Origin of the sequence: Dyella flagellata (assembly GCF_030160275.1) — a bacterium.
Taxonomy (GTDB): Bacteria; Pseudomonadota; Gammaproteobacteria; order Xanthomonadales; family Rhodanobacteraceae; genus Dyella_B; species Dyella_B flagellata.
In genome coordinates this window covers 31,256-48,040 of record NZ_BSOA01000052.1, presented here as the reverse complement: position 1 = coordinate 48,040, position 16,785 = coordinate 31,256, and the positions used below count along the sequence as shown (strand labels likewise).

14 protein-coding genes are annotated in these 16,785 nt (G+C 58.7%); 7 read left to right on the top strand and 7 right to left on the bottom strand.

Going from position 1 to position 16,785, the window contains the following annotated elements:
• Positions 1-376: 376 nt before the first annotated feature.
• A complete protein-coding gene (locus QQJ96_RS22360; RefSeq protein WP_284334259.1) occupies positions 377-1,192 on the bottom strand; it encodes a sulfotransferase family protein in 816 nt (271 codons plus the stop codon).
• A gap of 675 nt (positions 1,193-1,867) precedes the next feature.
• On the opposite strand from QQJ96_RS22360, the gene QQJ96_RS22355 reads away from it, so the two are divergent.
• The 5 genes from QQJ96_RS22355 to QQJ96_RS22335 all read left to right on the top strand — a co-directional run bounded on the left by QQJ96_RS22355 (position 1,868) and on the right by QQJ96_RS22335 (position 7,487).
• The gene (locus tag QQJ96_RS22355) at positions 1,868-2,974 is read left to right on the top strand and encodes a helix-turn-helix domain-containing protein (protein WP_284334258.1); all 1,107 of its coding nucleotides are present in this window, start codon (positions 1,868-1,870) and stop codon (positions 2,972-2,974) included.
• A 90-nt stretch (positions 2,975-3,064) separates the two neighbouring features.
• On the top strand, positions 3,065-3,760 hold the full coding sequence (locus tag QQJ96_RS22350) for a response regulator (RefSeq protein WP_284334257.1): 696 nt from the start codon (positions 3,065-3,067) through the stop codon (positions 3,758-3,760).
• A 43-nt stretch (positions 3,761-3,803) separates the two neighbouring features.
• Positions 3,804-5,726, top strand: a complete 1,923-nt coding sequence (locus QQJ96_RS22345) for a sensor histidine kinase (protein WP_284334256.1) — start codon at positions 3,804-3,806, stop codon at positions 5,724-5,726.
• A gap of 1,094 nt (positions 5,727-6,820) precedes the next feature.
• The gene (locus tag QQJ96_RS22340; protein ID WP_284334255.1) at positions 6,821-7,147 is read left to right on the top strand and encodes a hypothetical protein; all 327 of its coding nucleotides are present in this window, start codon (positions 6,821-6,823) and stop codon (positions 7,145-7,147) included.
• A gap of 37 nt (positions 7,148-7,184) precedes the next feature.
• A complete protein-coding gene (locus QQJ96_RS22335) occupies positions 7,185-7,487 on the top strand; it encodes an antitoxin Xre/MbcA/ParS toxin-binding domain-containing protein (RefSeq protein WP_284334254.1) in 303 nt (100 codons plus the stop codon).
• Between the two features lie 336 nt (positions 7,488-7,823).
• On the opposite strand, the gene QQJ96_RS22330 is transcribed toward QQJ96_RS22335, so the two are convergent.
• Together QQJ96_RS22330 and QQJ96_RS22325 are read right to left on the bottom strand one after the other, a co-directional pair.
• Positions 7,824-8,741 carry a LysR family transcriptional regulator gene (locus QQJ96_RS22330; RefSeq protein WP_345782724.1) on the bottom strand — a complete coding sequence of 306 codons (918 nt, stop codon included), beginning with the start codon at positions 8,739-8,741 and terminating at the stop codon, positions 7,824-7,826.
• Positions 8,742-8,909: 168 nt separating this feature from the next.
• Positions 8,910-9,305, bottom strand: coding sequence for a hypothetical protein (locus tag QQJ96_RS22325; RefSeq protein WP_284334252.1), 396 nt, complete (start codon positions 9,303-9,305; stop codon positions 8,910-8,912).
• A 281-nt stretch (positions 9,306-9,586) separates the two neighbouring features.
• On the opposite strand from QQJ96_RS22325, the gene QQJ96_RS22320 reads away from it, so the two are divergent.
• Together QQJ96_RS22320 and QQJ96_RS22315 are read left to right on the top strand one after the other, a co-directional pair.
• Positions 9,587-12,451, top strand: a complete 2,865-nt coding sequence (locus QQJ96_RS22320) for a sensor histidine kinase (RefSeq protein ID WP_284334251.1) — start codon at positions 9,587-9,589, stop codon at positions 12,449-12,451.
• Positions 12,452-12,482: 31 nt separating this feature from the next.
• Positions 12,483-13,109, top strand: a complete 627-nt coding sequence (locus QQJ96_RS22315) for a response regulator transcription factor (RefSeq protein ID WP_284334250.1) — start codon at positions 12,483-12,485, stop codon at positions 13,107-13,109.
• A 446-nt stretch (positions 13,110-13,555) separates the two neighbouring features.
• Here the strand turns inward: QQJ96_RS22315 and QQJ96_RS22310 are convergent, their stop codons facing one another.
• From QQJ96_RS22310 to QQJ96_RS22295, 4 genes are all read right to left on the bottom strand, one after another.
• On the bottom strand, positions 13,556-14,470 hold the full coding sequence (locus QQJ96_RS22310) for an MBL fold metallo-hydrolase (protein WP_284334249.1): 915 nt from the start codon (positions 14,468-14,470) through the stop codon (positions 13,556-13,558).
• A gap of 174 nt (positions 14,471-14,644) precedes the next feature.
• Positions 14,645-15,136 carry an Ohr family peroxiredoxin gene (locus QQJ96_RS22305; protein WP_284334248.1) on the bottom strand — a complete coding sequence of 164 codons (492 nt, stop codon included), beginning with the start codon at positions 15,134-15,136 and terminating at the stop codon, positions 14,645-14,647.
• Between the two features lie 8 nt (positions 15,137-15,144).
• On the bottom strand, positions 15,145-15,399 hold the full coding sequence (locus QQJ96_RS22300; RefSeq protein ID WP_284334247.1) for a hypothetical protein: 255 nt from the start codon (positions 15,397-15,399) through the stop codon (positions 15,145-15,147).
• 387 nt (positions 15,400-15,786) lie between these two features.
• The gene (locus QQJ96_RS22295; RefSeq protein ID WP_284334246.1) at positions 15,787-16,782 is read right to left on the bottom strand and encodes an HlyD family secretion protein; all 996 of its coding nucleotides are present in this window, start codon (positions 16,780-16,782) and stop codon (positions 15,787-15,789) included.
• Positions 16,783-16,785 lie beyond the last annotated feature (3 nt).

The following is a 16,785-nucleotide window of genomic DNA, read 5'->3' as shown; positions in this document are numbered from 1 at the left end:
CCTTTGCGGGGGCTTTTCCTTTTTTGCATCTTCGTAAATCGTTGATCTTTCTTTTTCCCCGACAACTGGCTACATCGTTCATGAACAACTGGTTTTGCCCGTCCGTGCATCTCTCCAAATTCGTTGCATTTTGGAAAGAAAGCCCGTGCATCACATGGGCTTTTTTAGCGCACATACATTGATTCAGAACGAGTACGTAAGGCTCAGATGCGCTGCCTGATCGTTGACGCGACGAGCGAACTGTCCGTTGTAGGTCGCATCCACTGAGAGATGTGGCGTCGCGAGGAAGCGGAAGCCTACAGTGATTCATGGCGCGGTCCCTGGCAGATGGCGCGGTGGCTGGCGGTAGTGGGGGGCGATGCGGGAATGGCGTCCGTCAGACGATGCGCACGCCGCGCGGATTGAGCTGCGGATCGCGCCAGAACGAGTCGTTCTCGAATCGGCGAAATACATCCGGCGGCAAAATGCTTTGCCGTTGAATCGCGCCGACGCGCGCGTGCACGCGATGTAATCCCGGCGTACCGGCGCGTTCGTCGAAACCTTTGTCGTCGAAGCTGACGTGCTCGAAATCGTGGATGAAGGCGGGTTCGCCGATGAAGTCGTACACGGCAGCCAGTGCGCGTGCTGGATTGCTGACCAGCGTGTCGTACTGCAGCAGCATCAGGTTGCTGGTGTCTTCGCCGAAGAACGCTTCTCTCAATGCGTTGTAGGCATAGCCGAGCATGCCATCGCCATTGGCGATCCCTTCGGCACGCGAATACACCGTGCCTCCGGTTTGAAAATTGAAGATCGAAGAGGGCTGGAACGCGTTGCCGCGGATCAGTCGCTCGATGCTGTCGACGATCCATGCCGTGTCGCGCACGCAGGCGATGATGCGTGCGTCGGGAAACAACGTGTTCAGCGCGGGAAGGCGGGTGCACCACGTCCGGCTGGTGTCGAATATCACCTCGGCGTCAACCTCACCGTCGTAGTAATTGGCGAACAGTCCGCGCAGGACACGCTGGCGTTGCGCATCATTGATGAAAACCGAAAACTCGTTGCGCTCGCTCAGTTCGCCAAGCATGGTGCTGAACATGCCCGCGACCGGACTGCTCATGCCCGCGTGAAAGCGCGGGTTTTGCTGCAACAAGGCAGACAGCAGCGTAGACCCGGACCTTGGCAGGCCCGAGATGAAGTGGATGCGGCGTTGCATGTATTCCCCTGTGGATAACGGTAAAGCGTTAGTCGGTGGCGGCTACCCACCTTTGCGGCACGGCAATCCGGGCCATGCGGTCGATGTGGTTCGCAAGTTGCCCCCGAAAAAATAGGCGCGCACGGTGGGAGCGCGCGGCCGTGGCCGGATATCGTGAGGACAGGGCGCCAGGCTGTCTGTAGAACAAAGACGCTACATGCGCGGTTGGTGGTCGGATCGCACAATAGCCTTCTTTCGGAGTCCGTTCGCTACGCGCGTTGCATGCGCTCGCGTGAAAAAGCGCGGCAAGCGGGCGCTGCAAGCTCACGACGCAAAGAAGGCGTTTGGTCATGGCCCCTCTATCCAATGGCGACGAATATTCTGCGACCGCCATCATGTTTGGTGGCGGCGCGGGCCGGGGCTTAGGGGCCGGCCGGTCGATTCGAGCGGTCACTTCCCGGAAATTGAGACGGAGGGTTAAGCGGAACAGCGACGGGGGCAAAAGCTGCCGTTTTGCGTCAGTGAAGCCTATCTGGAGAGTGACGGTTTGCTGTCAGGTTGGGCCTTGAGAGGTTTATGCGGGTGACAAACCATGGTGCTCTAGCCGGGCCTCATACTTGCTTGCCGTGTGCGGCTGGGACGGCATCTGGATTCACAACGCCAGAACGCTGGGCGAAACACGCAAGGACACACCTGGTGCAAGCAATCCACGTAAAACGCGCTTATGGCGAAGCCGTGAGGCAGGCTATCGCCTCTGCGGACCGGCGGCTTGTCTATCCGCCGACCAGCGGCATGGCCTCGACCATGCCGTTGGTGATTCGCCAGCACTTCAGCACAGCGGAGGAGACCACGCGCCTGCAAATGCTGACGTGGAGCGATCGGCTCAGCCGCATCCTCGATGTGCCGGTGGCGCGCACACAGGTGATGAAGGGATTTCGCGGCGAGCTCGACACCTATGTCACCCGCAGGCTGGTCTACCTGGACAGCCGCACCGACCCGATGTTGCAGGCGCGAACCGCTGCGTGCATATCGTGCGACACCATGCGCGACTACTGCTTCCATATTATGATCAAGGGCATCGCCGAAACCGAGACCGGGCATGCGCAACGCCGCAAATCCACGCAGTTCATGCCGGGCATCCTTGCGCTGGACATGAATCAGACGATGCGGATGAAGCGGCCCACGCAAGCGCACGTGCTCGCCTTCTTCCTGCCGCGCACGGTGGTGGAAGCGGTGATTCCCAACGCTGAATCGCTGCACGGCAAGGTGGTGACGTACAACTCGCCGCTGGCATGCCTGTTGCGCGAACACGTCATGGCGTTGTGTCACGAGATTTCCGCGATGAGCGACGAGCAAGCCGAAAGTGTGCTGCATGTTGCCGCCGATCTGATCCTGGCGGCTTTTAGCAAAGACCTTCGCGCCAGCCATGGTGTTCGTGCAGCGGCACGTACGGCGATGCTTGGACGCATCAAACATTACATCGATCGCCATCTTCATTCCGGCGAACTGGCGCCGGAAAAAATCCTCAGCAGCTTTCCCTTGGCACGCGCCACGCTGTACCGCATGTTCGAGGATGAGGGCGGCCTCAATCACTACATTCGCAATTGCCGCCTTCGCGTGGCTGCCGACGAGCTGGTTCGTTCGCGGTCGATTGCTGTGGCGGAAATCGGCCATCGGCTCGGTTTCAGTGGCCCGTCCGATTTCACGCGTGCATTTCGTCGGGCGTACGGCGTCGCGCCGAGAGAGTTTCGTGCGCTGGGGCTGGAGTGGTTGGATGACCGGGGCCTTGCTGCGCCTGCCTGACGCGTAAGGCCGTCTGTAGAACAAAAATGCTACGCGCATTGTTGTCGGTTACGTTGCAGAATGACGTTCTTTGAGAATCCTGGACTTTTCATGCACTCACCGGCCGCCGGCCAGACTTTGCCGCTGATCCACGTGGCCATCGTGGAGGACGACCTGGGTTTCAGGCGAGCGCTGACCGAGGCGATCGAGAGTGCGCAGGACATTCGGCTTGCCGGTGTCGCCGGCACGCGCGTCGAAGGGTTGCGGCTGCTACTGAGTGCGCCGGCCGATGTGCTGCTGGTGGATCTGGGGTTGCCGGATGGTTCCGGCATCGACGTCATCAAGGCCGCCGTGCGGCAATGGAGCAGTTGCAGCGTCATGGTCGCCACCAACTTCGGTGACGAGACGCATGTCATCCGTTCGATCGAGGCGGGTGCCTCGGGTTATCTGCTGAAGGACAGCTCCCCCGCGAAGATCGTCGATGAAATTCGCAGCGTGGCTAGTGGTGGCAGCCCGATCAGCCCTATCATTGCGCGACAGCTGCTGGCGCGGTTTCGTCAGATCGGGGCAGGGGGCGCAGGTCGGCCGGCTGTGCCGGATCAAGCGTCGCAACTTTTGTCCGCACGCGAGAAAGAAGTGCTTGAACTCATCACCAAAGGCTTTACCGCGAATGAAATCGCCCGGCTGATGTCGTTGTCGCCTTTCACCGTGCGAAGCTTTGTGCGACGCATCTACAGCAAGTTGAACGTAACATCCAAGGCGGAAGCGATTTATGAAGCCAGGAATCAGGGGATTCTGGACGGCTGATTCAGCTCGTATATCAATATTGGGGAAAGCGGCGAACGAAAAGATGCCTCGTCGCCTTCTGAGAAGCGTTCCAGCCCTCGCCTCGCTCGTTTTCTCGGTGGCGTTGCTGGCGGCGCTCGCCGCGTTTCTCTCGCTGGCGGTAAGCGGTATCCAACGGTCTGGCGAATGCCTGCATTTGACGCAAGCCAGCTGGCAGGACGTGGAGACACCTGGTTTCAGTGCACCACCTGCTTCGCTGGACAGTCGCAGCTTGCCGGATGCGTGGCATGCAACCGCGCTGCCACTGACCATGCATGCGTCTACGCCGACCGATGCGCATCGCATCACCTGGATCAGGCTACTCGTAGCTGGACAGTCTGCAACCGAATCGCTGGCGTTATATAGCGTGCGCCTCAAGACCGATGGCCCGATCGCCCTCTATATCAACGGCAAGCTGGTTTATCGGGCACAGCAGCATGGCCAGCAATGGAACAGCCTGTTTACTCCGCTATGGGTGCCGCTGGAGCCGGGCGTCGCCGATGTGCCCGTGCGGGAGATCCTGATCAGGCTGGAGCACACCTCGCAATACCCGGTGGCGGTGTCATCGCTATGGCTGGGGCCTGCTGATGCCTTGCGTGGCCGTTATCAAACGCGGCAATGGCTGCAACAGGGACTGCCGGCCATGTTGAACGCGGCGTTTCTGGCGGTTGGCATCTTTGCCTTGTTCGTATGGTTCAAGCGTCGTCACGATTCGGGCTATCTGTTGTTCTTCAACCTGGCGGTGATCGCCTTCGCCGCACACCTGCACTATTACGTGGATCTGCCGATCGCCAGGGACTGGTTCGGCTGGTTGGTGGTCAATTCTCTGTGCTGGTTGTTGACGATCGGGCATTTCTTTTTGCGACTGCTGCACGGTCGCCCACTGCGCTGGCTCAGCGTCGGCATGGTTGCAGCGCCGATACTGATTGGCGTGGCAACCTTGCCGGTATCGTGGGGTCTGCCCAATACGCAGGCCGTCCTGGGGGTGATCTATGCACTCGAATTGCTGATGGCTATGACGGTCGGCCTGGTCGGCGGCGTCTGCACCTGGCGTTCCTCGCCGGAGGGACGCCTGGTCGTCGTTGCTGTCGCCATCTGCGTCGTGCTCGGCATGTCGGACTGGATGCTGCACAACAACGTCGTCGGCCCGGAAGGTTGGTTCCTCGGCGCCTACACCAACGGCATCACCTTCATCTTCTTCGGCTTGCTGATGTATCGGCGCTACGTCAATGCCATTGAAGAAGTAGAGCGGGTCAACGCCAGCCTTGCGGAGCGCCTGCGGTTGCGCGAGGCCGAACTGGAGCAAAGCCATCAGGCGCTGCGCGAGATCGAACAGCGCCAGCTGCTAAGCGACGAACGCCAGCGACTGATGCAGGACATGCATGACGGACTCGGTTCGACCCTGATTAGCGCCATCCGCTCGGTGGAGCAGGGCCGCATGCGCGACGCCGAAGTATCGCAACTGCTCAAAGACTGCATGGACGACCTGAAGCTGGCGATCGATTCCATGGAGCCGGTCGAAGCGGATCTGTTGCTGTTGCTGGCCACGCTGCGTTTCCGGCTGGAGCCGCGCATGGAAGGTGCCAATGTTGCGTTGGCATGGGACGTCAAGGAGTTGCCGGCATTGGATTGGCTGAACCCGTCGAGCGCCCTGAACATTCTGCGCATTGTCCAGGAAAGCATAGCCAACATACTGCGCCACACGCGTGCCACCGTTATCCGGGTGGCCACCGCCATCGAAGGCGCTGGCGTGCAAGTCATCATTGAAGACAACGGCCAGGGCTTCGATGTGGCCGCTGCGCTTTGGCGAAGCAGCGGCCGCGGTTTGCAGAATCAGCAGCGTCGTGCGCAGGCCATCGATGGGAAGGTCGCGTGGGTATCGGGGGAAGTTGGTACGCGATTTACATTGTGGTTGCCTCTACAACGCGGGAACCTGATGCTGACGTGAAGCCTTTTCATCGCTTTGTTGCGTTTTGGGGCGTTTGGTTGCCAAAACGGAACAATCCTGCCACTTGTTGCAAGTTTCTTTGGTGCTAGCTTGGCTTAAAGGCTGGGTTTGTTCCCGTGTTGATGAGCTATCAGGCACTAAGAACCGTTCTGGAACCTACCAGCATAGTTTTGTTGCGAATTGATCTAAGTCCGTGATTTAGATGGATTTTTCTATATTCAAGGTAATGGCAAGTGCGGCTGTCGTTTATTTCCGCCCATCCGTCAGCTGTAGTTTTAGGTATGAGCGAACAAAAGTACCGCGTCAAAACAATTGTGTTTACGAGCGGAGAGCGGGTTCCCTTGCTGTTGGATTCAAAAGTTCAGTCGCTGTTTTATCCAACGTTATTCATCACGACCAGGGTTAGCGGACCCGGACAATCGTTCAATACTGTCATCAGCTATCTGAGTGCTATCAAGCGCTTGTAACTACTCAGCAAGGCTGGTCGTATCTGGCTGCAGTGTCGGACATGTATAGCCGGCGCATCGTGGGCTGGGCCATGTGTGGTCGTCCCGGACAGGCGCTTGCCTGTGATGCGTCAGTTCCCTCAAGCAGGGGTTGACACATCACGAGCGCTTCAAGGTCCGCGATATGGCCAAGGACATATATCTTTGATTACATCGAAAGCTTCTACAACCGGCAACGGTTGCATAGCAGCTTGGCTGTCGCTCGTCGGAAGCTTTCGAGAGAATGGCTGAGGTGACTATTTAAACCGTCCGTGGAAACGGAACCCGTCCAGCTTCGGAACGGAAATCGCATCCAGAGATTCAGGGGTGAGCCGATTGATGTCTCATGGGCAACGCCGTGAGCCAAAGTAAGTATCTATCCGTCACTGATGAGTATGCCTATGATGACTCTCGCAGTCAGCGGTGTTCCATCCGATTGGCCGCGGTGAGCTAATGATCGCCTCAAAGTGCGGGATCATTAAGTAGGGTCAAGGTGGCTTGTTTGTGTTTCCTTGCCCATACGTTGGTCGATGAAGCATCGAATTTGTCAGTGGTGGTGCCATGCGCTTGAATGTATGTGGCAAGAGTAGCGTGCTGAAGGAGCATGCTATGGATCAACGCATCTCGTCAGTGAGCGTTAGGCCGTTATTGAATGGTGGGTCATCGCCAACCATCGATGCCGCCCTTTTCAATTGCCTAGAAGAGATCGAGAAAGAATGTCAATTCAGGGTTTCGGCATGGCATCGTTCAGCCATGTGCGAGGTTCTAGGACTCGCCGCGAGACTTGAAGACGATCCGTTATTGCTTGCTGCTTGGTACCAAACTGCACCCATTGCCGAGCTAAATGACTTGACTGCCATGGAATTGGTTTCCCAAGGGATGGCTACGGCAGTCATGCGTTTTCTTCGGTCGATTCAGAGTGGTGAGCGAAGCTGACCGATAACCGTCCGGCGCATTGGACGAAAACGGAGGCATGATGGCTGAGAAGAGTTGTTTCGAAAAGATATTGGTTGATATCAGGCGTGTCGATGCGATGCGAGACACATTGCTATCGGAGGCATTCTCGGCCCTTGAAATCATGCAGTCCAATCTTGCGAGCATGCTTCTACTGAATGTGGGGGACAGGCATCTCGCTGAGCGATGGATGAGTACACATCGCCGTGCCTTTGGCGGAAGAACCGCCTATGAGATGTTGGTCGACGGTGAGCTGGATGTGGTGTGGGAAAAGGTGTCGTCAGAAGGTCGTGAATTCGATTCGATAGAACTTGGTTCGTGACGACCAAAGTCGATGCAGCCTTGTTCTGGTCTTTCAGTTAGGAGATGTCCACATTGCTTCGAGGCGCGCAACGGCCTGGTAATCCGTGCAGCTAAACGATGTCGGAGTGCCGCGGACATTGTCGGCTGAAGCTCCGAAGCACTAGAACCTCTACAGACTGCACAAATGCAAGGCCAGCGCGAAGTTGCCGATTGGAAAGGCCGCTCAGTTCGGGGAACCTTTTTCTTTGTACGTTGCGTTCTGCGAAAAACTCATTCGTTGAGGTGCTTACTCAACTGGGGTGTTGCCACAATTGCGGCCCAGGGCCGCGTAGCGCAGCGTGATCCGTCTTGTTAGTCACGGCAGAGCAACTTCCTCCTGCATGGAACTGTGCGCTCGTAGTTCAACGGTGGAGAAATCCAAGGCTCGGATGCTAGTGGTCATGAAATCGACGAATGCCCGTATCCGCTTTGGCAATTGCTCGCGACTCAGATAACACAAGTAATGTCCACGGTCGTCGGGCGCGACGTGTTCCAGGCACGCCACTAGCTTGCCGTTGCGAAGCGCTTCGCTTACCTGATATGCCGGCAATTGGGCTAATCCCTGATCAGCGAGCACTGCCTGCATTGCGAGCGAAGGGTCGTTGAAGACGATGTCTGCCTCCGGCGTGATACGACGCGGCTGTCCGTTTACCTTGAAGTCCCAGCATTGCAGGCGACCACTAGCAAGTCGCTGGTTGATGCACGAGTGCGTTGCAACGTCGTCAACCGAGAGTGGCAAGCCGTGCTGGCGGGCGTACTTGGGCGATGCGCAGACGTGCATTTGCATCGGGATCAGTTGCTTGGCGATGATTTGGCTGTCGTCTAGACGGCCGTCACGGAAGGCGACATCGATGCCGTCGGTCGCCAAGTTGACCGTCTGCTCCTCAAGCAGTAGTTCAAGCGCCACTGCGGGGAAACGTGCCCGGAACTCCGTCATCAGCGGCGCAACAACCTTGCGGCCAAATCCATGGGGAGCGCTGATCCTCAGTCGCCCGCACGGAGGGCCTTCGCGCAGGTCACGCATTTTTTCAAGCGCCTGCATGATTCGATCGACGCCTGGGCGGCAACTCTGGTAGAACAGCTCGCCTTCGCGTGTGATTGACGTTGCGCGCGTCGTGCGGCAGAACAGGCGCGCCCCGATTTGAGCCTCAAGCTTTTGCACGCTCCGGCTCACCGCTGAGCGGCCGATTCCCAATTTGTCGGCAGCGCGGGAGAAACTGCCTTCGTTGGCCACGGTAAGAAAGGCGACTACGCCGGCGTAGCTGGCCGACAGGCTGGATACAAGAAGATCCGAGTGATCACCTGAGTTCAAGGGTAACGAGGCGTTTGACATAGCTGGTTTCATCCGTGCCGTTGCCCAAAGGCTGCCAGCAACGCGCCATCTACGGTATCCCGAGTCAGGTCAGTTGTCGGCCCCTCGATCGGGGGTGTTCGAATTGAGGTGGATGACGCGGCGACCGTGGCGCTTGGCATCAATGGAGAATGCGCCGGGCCCGATCAGCACGATCAGAGCACAAGCACCGATATGGCCTGTAAGGATAAGTTGCTGGATCGGGCCGGCCGCCGCCAGGTCGATGGCAGCTGCCATACCGAGAAGCAGAGCGGCCCACCGGGTTGCAAGCCCGATCAACAGGGACAAGGCGACCAATCCTGAAGCCACATAAGGAAAGGCACCGCCAACGTGGCCCGTGGGCATCGTCGCGACTATGCCAAAAGCGACCACCGCGTAACTCATGCGAACGATGAGCAGGGCAAGTCCGGCGGGGCCATCAGGGTAGCGACATACGTAATTGCTCATTTGGCGACAATATCGCCATATCGCTGCACTGGGAGGCCCTTACGAGGGGCTTCGCATCCCCCAGTTCGGGGGGGTAGGATGTACCCTATGTAGGGTGAAACTGGCTTGTGGGGCGATGCCGGAAGGGCTTGATCGTGACGAGGTGGCTATTCCGGACCCTTCTGTCTGCAGTCCTGGCAACTTTGCCTTTGGTGACATTCGCAGGAGCGCCTCGGTCTTTCGCACACTACTCGCACCAGCAATGGAACGAAGGAAGCGGAGCGCCGGCGCCAGTGCGGGCGATGGCGCAAGGGCCGGATGGCTTCATTTGGCTCGCAACGGGCGAGGGGCTGTTCCGATTCGATGGAATGCGGTTCGAACGGATCGAAGCGGAAGGCATTGACCAGAAAGCTGACCTGCCAAGCGCGCTGTTGGTGACGAGGAGCGGCGACGTCTGGATCAGCCTCGAGCCGTCGCATCGTTTTGCGATCTATCGACGGGGCGCGCTCCGCATCCTGAATGCGCCGCCCGCTCCGAGCCGTATCGTCCAGATGATGGAAGGAAATGGGGGTGAGGTATGGGCGCTTACGGCGAATTTCAGTGCCGAGGCGCTTCGTTTTCGCGACGGGCATTGGAAAACGTTCAATGCGGCCGATGGCCTTCCGTCGGGCAATTCCTCGAACATGCTCGTGGCCGCCGATGGCGCGGTCTGGATCGCGTGCAGTGATGGGGTTGCGCGCTTGGCTCCCGGCGCCGAGCGATTCGAGATCTATCGCAAGACGCCTTTTGGCCTGTTGTCCCAGGATCGGGAGGGCCGGATATGGCTCTCCGAGAGCAGCGGAAGCTATCCCATTACCGGGCCAGGCGGTCATGGTACGCCGGCGTCGCTGAGCACTCCCTATCGCACCGGTGACGCACTTAGCGAGGGGGCGCCGCTGTTTGATCATGAAGGAAACCTTTGGATCGGTACACGCTACGGTGGTGTGCGACGACTCGCGATGCCAACCGCTACTCTCGAAAGCGGCGATGGCGGAGCCCCCGAATCGTTCACGAGCCGCGACGGCCTGTCCTCGGATGTCACGAACCAGTTGCTCGAGGATCGGGAAGGAAACATCTGGGTCGGTACTGAAAGTGGCCTCGACAAGTTCCGGTCCGCCACGCTGATAGCGGACCCTGAGCTGGAGTCGCCTGCAATCTTCGGCGACAAGTTGCTGGATGCTTCTGATGGAAGCGTCTACATTGGCGAGGCTCACACGGTCTTCCGCGTCAGGCCCGGGGGCGCGCCGGAGCCGATCCTGGGCAATGGGATCGAGCCCCAGAGCATGTGCGAGGCGCCGGACGGCGCGATCTGGATTGGCTTCGGGCCCCGGATCGTTGTGTGGGCCAACGGCGCTATCCGCCAGACAATCGAGCGTCCCGACAAGGGTTCTGGGCACATCATCTACGATTGCGCCTTCGACGCGGCAGGTGATTTCTGGATATCCGCGGCCGCCAGCGGCGTGCGCCGCTACAGGGACGGTCGATGGGAAACGATCCTGGCTCCTGGCGATCGATCTGACTTCTACCCGACCACCATGATCCGGACCCCATCGGGCGGCGTGGTTGTCCAGACGGGGGACAAGCTGGTCTGGATCGATAGTTCCGGACGACGGTCGTCAACGCGCATGGATTTCGATGGAAGCGAACTCCAGGTCCTCACGCTCTACGCGACCGGAGGGGATGTCTACGCAGCTGGCGCGTTCGGTCTGTCGCGCATCCGCGGGCCGAACATCGAAACGGTCAGGGCCGACCCGGTGTCACCGGCTAGTCGCATAAGCGGTATGGTACAGATGCCGGACGGCGATATCTGGCTGACATACCCAACATCGCTAGTAAGGCTTCAGTCCCGCGATCTCGAGCGTGCATTCCGCGACAGGGTGTTCCCGGCGCCGACGACGTCGCTCGGTTTTGGTGATGGATTGGAGAGCCGGCCTCATTCACATTCGCAACGGTCCATCGTGCGCGGCGGCGATGGGCGGCTGTGGATCGCGACCGAGGCCGGAACCCTGTGGATGGATCCTGCGCACATCGTCCGCGACACGCTGCCTCCCGGCATTGCGATCACGTCGATCACCGCCGACAGGCGTGCGTACCGGGATCCGGAGACGCTGGAACTGATGGCCGACACGGCCAACATCGAAATCGATTTCTCCGTCCTGAGCTTCGCTGACCCCACCCGTACCCGTGCCAAATACATGCTCGAGGGGTTTGACCGGGACTGGGTCGATCCGGGCGCCAGGCGGCAAGCGTTCTATACGAACCTGTCGCCCGGAAAGTACAGGTTTCGCGTCATCGGGGCCAATAACGATGGGGTCTGGAATCGTTCTGGTGCGACACTCGATTTCGAGATTCCGCCGACCTTCTTCCAATCGGTGTGGTTCCCGCTGGTCAGTTCTGCGCTCGTGCTCATTTTGCTTTGGGCCATCTATCGGCTGCGAGTGACGCAGATTGCGCGCAGCATCCATGGTCGACTGGACGAGCGGGCCAAGGAGCGAGAGCGCATAGCGCGTGAACTCCATGACACGCTTTTGCAGGGTATCCAGGGGCTGATGCTTCGTTTCCAGGCGACGGCGGATCGGATGACGCATGACGAGAAAATTCATGAACAGCTCGAGGCTGCGCTGGTGGCGGCCGAGGACGTCGTGATCGACGCCAGGAACCGCGTGCGTGATCTGCGCGGCGCCGAAGGCACGAATGATCTTTGTGTGATCGTTGAGCAGCTCGTGACCGACACGCCGTTCGATCCGCCGATCCCGGTCCGCATCGTAGTGGAGGGGAGGCCGCGGCTTCTACATCCATTCGTCGCTGAAGAGATAAAAAGGATCGTGCGCGAGGCGCTGTTCAACATCGCGTATCATGCCCAAGCGTCGTCCGCCGAAGTCGCCATCGGCTTCGAGCCGCGACACCTTGCTATACGCGTGCGGGATGACGGCATTGGCATTCCCCAGGACGTTTTAGTGAGTGGACACAAGGACGGACACTTCGGCATGCTTGGCATGCGCGAGCGCGCCGAGAAGATCGGCGGCGATATTATGATCGTCAGCAGCCCCGATGCAGGCTCAGAGATCACGCTCACCATGCCAGCCAAGCTAGCGTTTGCAAAGCTCAGGTCGCCCCGCAAAGCTTGACTGCCGCGCTTCATGCGAAGGAGTTCGATAGATGAACGACCGTCAGATCCGAGTTCTCGTTGTAGACGACCACCCTGTCCTGCGGGATGGAGTTGCCGCTGCCTTGGGCAACCATAGCGACATGGTCATGGTGGGCGAGGCTCGCAACGGAAGAGAGGCAATCGAGCTTTTTCGGGCGTTGCGTCCGGACGTAACGCTGATGGATCTACAAATGCCGGGGATGAATGGTGTTGAAGCGATCGCTGCTATCCGAAGCGATGATCCGGGCGCCCGGATCATCGTGCTCACCACCTATATGGGCGATGCGCAGGTAATGCGTGCGCTTAAGGCAGGTGCAGTCGGTTATCTGCTCAAGAGCGGCCTGCGGACCGAGTTGATCGATGCTATTCGTGACGTTCATCGCGGTCAACGCCACGTGCAGCGTGATGTCGCTAACGAGATAGCGACGCATGTGGTCGATGAACCGCTTACCGAACGTGAAATCGCGATTCTTCGTCTCGTGGCATCTGGCCAAGCCAACAAGCAGGTGGCATCGAAGCTTGGTCTGTCCGAAGAGACGGTCAAGGGACACCTGAAGAACATATTTACCAAGCTGGATGTCGCTGATCGTACGCATGCGGTTACGGTGGCGGCGCGACGAGGCATCATCGAGCTATAAGCCGCTGTCCATGGTTGGCGCAGGCAGGCCACGAGGAGCTTCAACTCGCCGATCAGCAGAGACTATTGCTGGTGAAAAAAAACACCCTTGAATTCGATCAAGCCGTAGAAAGACGGACAAGTGGCGGAGCGTAGGCTGGGATGATAATCCCAGCTTTCCATACGGCATCCCGGTGCTGGGATTGCCATCCCAGCCTACGCTCCGCCAGACACGCATACAGTGTGGCGAAAGCAGTCGGCGGCAAGCACCGAACGGAATGAAGTGTTCTGCCTGTAAGACATCAATCGACCACCAGTGTGCCTTAGAGAATCAACATGTTCAGGCCTGCGCGCAGCCACTAATGAAAAAAGGCCGCCCCGTTTGGGCGGCCCATTTCTTTGCGCATGGCGATCCGCGAAAAGCTCATGCGTTCACCCGAGCCGAAGTTTCATCGGCATGACCAGACCTCAGTAGTCCCAGGGGGTCGGTATCCAGCGGAAGACGTCGCCGTTGACTGCGACACGTCCGACAGATGGGAATGGCAGGTGAGCGGCCAGCACCGACTCACCGCTGGCTGCCAGCTTTCGCAGAAGCGCGAGACGCACGCGGACCGCCTCTTCGGGGTCGTGGTCGAATGCGTTGTGCCAGTCGGGATGATCGAAGTGATTCTCGAACACCGAATCACCGAGGAATGTCAGCCGGTCGCCGCCGGACGCAATGTGGACCACGCTGTGTCCGCGAGTGTGGCCGCCGACGCAACAGGCGACCACGCCTGGCGCCACTTCGAACTCAGTCTCAAAGGGGCGCAGCTGGCCGCGATACATATCGACAAATCGACTTTCGGCTGATTCCAGCACATCAGGGAACCCGCCAAATGTGTTCTGGGAAAAGTCGGGTGACGTCCAGAACGCGACTTCAGCGGCCGCCAAGTGAATCGGTACGTTGGGACGCAACCGGCTCCTCAACCCTTCTGAAAGCAGGCCGCCAACATGGTCAACGTGCAGGTGCGTGATCACCACATCAGTTATGGATGCAGGATCGATTCCGGCGGCGTCCAGTCGCGCGATCAATTTGCCGACGCGTGGAGCGTCAGGGAACTCCTCCCCCACGCCAGAGTCGATGAGCACGGTCCGGTCACCGCTACGTACCACGACTACGTTCAGTGGCCACTTGTACTCGTCCACTGACTCAAGTCTGGCAGTTAGCCAAGCCGACAGGTCGGCCGGTTCCACATTAGTGGCCAGCGTCGAAGCCGACAGCGAAAACACACCATCGCTGATCACGAGCACTTCAATATCGCCCACTCGCAGCGAATAACGCGATGGAACCAATTCATCGGACGCCGCTTTCGTGGGGTGCGAGATGTTCGTTACTACGCTCATTTTTGACTCCAGTTCATGTTGCCTATGGCGGTTTTGCTACTTCGTCGCCGATGGTTTGATGTCCAGCTCCTTTCGGGGCGATCCTATCCACCGGGACTTCAGTAGGGGAATGAAAGCTATGAGGCTCTACACGTCAAAAGTCGATCCAAAATACCAGTGCATTTGATGCAATCATCATTCGAGGAAAATGACGCAACTAATCCCGGACTTGGCCATCTTCGTGTAAGGACAAATGCGCTCCGTATTGCGCACCAGCTCTTCAGCAATCGCCCGATCGACCCCAGGCAAGCGAATGCGGATTTCCGCCATGAGTGCAAACAGGCCGTCCATCGGGTCCCTGCCGAATGTGATCGAGGCGACCACCTCCGCGTCCGGGATATCGATGCGCCCTCGCTCAGCGAGCAGGCTGAGGGCACCGTGAAAGCACGCAGCGTAGCCGGCTGCGAACAACTGCTCCGGATTAGTGCCGCCGCCTTCACCACCCAACTGTTCCGGCATCCGGAGTTGCAGGTCCAGGACTCCGTCGTCGGAGCGAACAACACCGGAGGCGCGTCCATGTTTTGATTCGCCGCCCGTGGCGTGTACGGTCGCCGTGTATAGTGGGAGGAAATCCGGCCCGTGGTGTTTGTCGAGCAGGGTGATGGGGGGGCGGTTCTGGCTAGCCATGGTTGGCCTCAGGCGAGAATGCTTTCATGGGCAAAGACAGCCGTTCGAACACCAGCATTTTCTGTCATACGGCGGGTGAACCTCATCAGGTGAAAGAAGCCATAGAAGGCGATATCCAGATGAGTTGTCCCATGCAGGACAACCAACAGATACGAGTCGTCAATCGAGGATGTTTCAACAAGCCAGTCGCTGTTTTCCAGTTGCATGCGGAAACCTGCCCTTTCGTTGACGCCGAAAGTGTCTGCTTTGTTGATGCTAGGCATGGTGGCCAATTACTGGTAGAGCCGCCAATGGGCTCACGGTGTTGCCTGCAATGCACCAATCGTCGCGCCCTGAACGAGCTGTCACGTAAAGAAAAACCCGCAAAGTAGCCCTCGTCATGTTTGTTGTACTCGCTGCGATCAATGGTGCGGACAAAGTCGGGGCTAGTCCGCTCACGTATTCAAGATTCAAGGTGCAAGTTGCTGAAGCTATCAAGTCGATAAAGACAAGCATTCGCGCCGGGAGATGCTTCCGACTCCGCCACAATACTGACGCTTTGGTGGCTCTAACCGGATAGACGTTTCAGTGGCTGCTTCTGTGACGGCAGGGCGAAGCCAATAAGCACTTCAATTCAAGTTGGGGTCCATGTGGCTCGGCGTGACGGGGTGTCAGCTAGGGTCGACTCTGATACTGGGGCGGACCGACATGCCTACGCGTAGCCGTCGGATGTCATCCTGGCCCGGATCGAGACGGATGCGAACGGGTAGGCGTTGCACAATCTTGGTGAAGTTCCCGGTGGCGTTATGGGCTGGTACGGCAGAGAAGCTGACGCCGCTGGCAGGACCCAAGCTTTCGACCGAGCCTTTGAGGTGCGTGCCTGGCAAGGCATCGACGGTGATGTCCGCCAGCTGGCCGACGCGCAAGCGGGCAAGCTGTGTTTCGCGAAAATTCGCTTCAACGTAAACAGCATCGAGCGGTACCAGGGTTAGCAGCGGTTCGCCCACATGCGTGTATGCCCCGACTCGGGCTTTGCGCTGCGCCACAAAGCCGCTAATCGGCGCAACGATCGTTGCATAGGACAACTTCAGATCAGCATCCGCCTTGGCGGCCTTGGCCCTGTCCAGGTTGGCCTGGAGAATGGCCACTTGCTGCACTGCCGCTCGAAGTGCCGCACGGTCGCGCTCAAGCGTGGCCCGCTGGATTTCCCATGCTGCTTCCGCTTGTTGGCGGGCTTGAACCGTGCCGGAGCCATCACGAGCGAGGTTCGTGAAGCGATTCCGATTGGCCTCGGCGAGCTTTAAGTTGGCACCAGACGCCGCGACCATCGCACGAGCTTCCGCAATCATGCTCTGCTGTTGCTCTAGCTGACCCTGCAGGCCGTCAGCGGTCGCCTTTGCGCTGTCGGCAGCGATGCGTAGATCACGTTCATCGATGTTTACGAGGGGGGCGCCGGCCCGGACCTCCTGGTTCTCCTGCACTGCCAGGCGGGTAATAACACCGGCTACTTGGGGAGCGATGACGGTAAAGTCGGCCTGCACGTATGCGTCATCGGTTCTCTGTTCGGACCCACTAGATTCGGAGTGATTCAAAATTATAAATGCGCCGACCAGAGCAAAGGCGGCAATAGCGCCGACCATGATGCGAAAGCGAGTGTTCGTTGCCATGGA